This window comes from Roseateles sp. P5_B10 (assembly GCF_056400485.1).
The window spans coordinates 1-2,208 of the sequence record NZ_JBFULE010000850.1; the positions used below are offsets into that span (position 1 = coordinate 1).

The 2,208-nt window shown below is 61.9% G+C and carries 2 protein-coding genes; both read right to left on the minus strand.

Annotated elements, in window-relative coordinates; genetic code table 11:
* Positions 1 to 119: 119 nt before the first annotated feature.
* A complete protein-coding gene (gene tnpA / locus AC1DU6_RS28420; protein ID WP_477861226.1) occupies positions 120 to 485 on the minus strand; it encodes an IS66-like element accessory protein TnpA in 366 nt (121 codons plus the stop codon).
* 358 nt (positions 486 to 843) lie between these two features.
* The coding region (locus AC1DU6_RS28425) for a hypothetical protein (RefSeq protein WP_477861228.1) at positions 844 to 2,208 on the minus strand (1,365 nt) is incomplete at its 5' end.

Here is a 2,208-nt window from a genome sequence, read left to right on the forward strand (position 1 = left end):
GAGATAGGCATGGTGCGGCTTGGCGCCGCCGAAGACCTGGACCACGCGGGCCAGCGCAGTCTCCGTACCGGCTCGCATGTCCAGGGGCGTCGTGGCGAGCCACACGGCGTCAATGCGGATCAACGCAGCAGCTCGCGCATCCAGGCCGCACACGCATCGGCAGCGCTTGCCGGCCACGTCACCGCGATGGTCGTCGAGCCGCGGCGGACCTCGATGCTGATGGGCTCAGAGCTCGACGCAGGCGGCGCGGACGGCGCCGGCATCGGCAACGCGATGAAGCCAACGGGCTTGTCGCTGGCGGCTGCTGCATCGCCAGGCGGCTGAACCCTCTCATGTACCCAGCGCCGCAGCAGGTTCGCGTTGATGCCGTGAGCCATCGCCACAGCGGCCATCGAAACGCCCGGCTGCTGAGAGGCTTGCACTGCCTGCGCCTTGAACTCGGCGCTGTGAACTCGCCGCCGGCGGCCTGGCGCTGCTTGATCCATAGTGCGTACGTACCCATCAAGTCGTTGATGGATACGAGCATCCTAGGCACAGCTCAGCGGATCAACATGACTTGCCGGGACGCTTACGTTCAAGCAGCAACGCCGTCAAAACCCGCAACCGGCCGTCTTCTAGGAATTACTGTCTCGGAAATCCCGGGCAAGTCAGTTCCTTGCCCATGGCCCGACTCCTTGCTCACTAGTAACGCCCCGGCAGACCGCCTGCCGGCTGCCTTGGTGTAGCTCTGCCGGCCTTGCGTCGGCAACCTGCGGCATCGCAGGGGTCGGGCCGCCGGACATCACGAAGCCATCTTGTCTAGGCGCGCGGACTGCAAAAGGCCAACGCGTCCRGGGGCGCGTGTCACCACAGCGGAACCGGCCTTGTCTGCTGGGCGAGCACTTGGATCTGCTCGATCCCGCTCTTGCCAACCATACCAGGAGCCAAGTCGGCAAGCACATGACGGGCATGGCCCACTGCATCCCTCATTAGGATCTGCACGGATGCCGGTTGAAAGTCTGCGTCAAACATCTTGGCGACTGCCCCTATGCGAAACCAACTGTCGCGCTCAAGTTCAAACATTGCAGAATTTTTGCGCGTTGCTTGCGCTGACAGGTAAGCGCTAAGCGAACCTCCCGCGCTCCCCAGTGTCGAGCGCAGCGCCTGCCGCACGACAACGGCCGCGTTCACAAAGGTGCGGCGCAAGGTTGGGTCACCTAGCAGTGGAGTAATGGTTTGGTCCATTACCTCCGGTTCTTCATGGGGCGCGGCAGCCGCTAGGACTCGGTTGAGGTCCGGGCGCTTAGGGTCGATCGGCAGTGGGCTCCACTCGGTGGTCGCATCGCGCGCGGGCAAACATTCGCGCCCGCCGTGGCGCCAGACACCCCTCATTGCAGAAAGCCAGTCAGCCAAGAGCGCCTTTGGACAGGCGCCCGCCAAGTCTTCGGTCAGACCCGCCATCTTGGCCATCTCAATGGCGAGTCGTTCCTCGAAAACCGCTCGATAAGAACTACAGAGTTCGTCGGCCGCCACCACGTGCGTACCACGTAGACCCGGAAAGTACTTGTCCAACTGTTGGCGCAGCGTCCATAGCGTTACCAAAGGTCGTTGGTATTCGGTCCAGGGGTCTTGTAGTGCGTTAGCAGGTCGGCGATAGGTGGGCAATGCGTGCGACATTCCGTAGTCTAGAAACTCGCCTGCTAAGGATACGTTTGAGCAAGTTACTCCGCCGTGTGGCAAGCGCTTCGCGAAGCTGGCAGCAAACTGCCACGCCAAACGTCGGCCCAACTCGCGTAGTCCCTGGTCGATGGATTCAACGTCATCGACAGCCGTTATGCCAAGGCATGCTCCAAAACCCTGCGTTAACTGACGTAACGCCTGCGTTACCCGATAGGCGTCACGACTCAATCCAGGCGCCTCGGAACCCYGTGGCAGGTGCTGCTGTTGATGCAACACGTTGCGCATGAAATGTGCTGGCCGGAGTACAAACGGCCGGACTGTTAGTGCCCGAGCTGAYGGAGACAATTCAGGATTAGGCCCGCGATACACAAGCGATACCGCGAGCGCTGGCACGGCGCCGAAGGGTAGTGCCGCCTGGAATACCTGAGCGAACAACGCTTCAGCTAAGGCGTTCGTCACGTTCTGCTCCCCAGACGAATGGTGGACATCGGCATCATGCGCTACCAATGGAGTGGGACCGACACCCTTGGTCTCCAGGTTGCCGTATGC

Excerpts from the sequence above, each read along its gene's own strand:
- tnpA (WP_477861226.1), bottom strand. The coding sequence starts at position 485 with ATGGATCAAGCAGCGCCAGGCCGCCGGCGGCGAGTTCACAGCGCCGAG.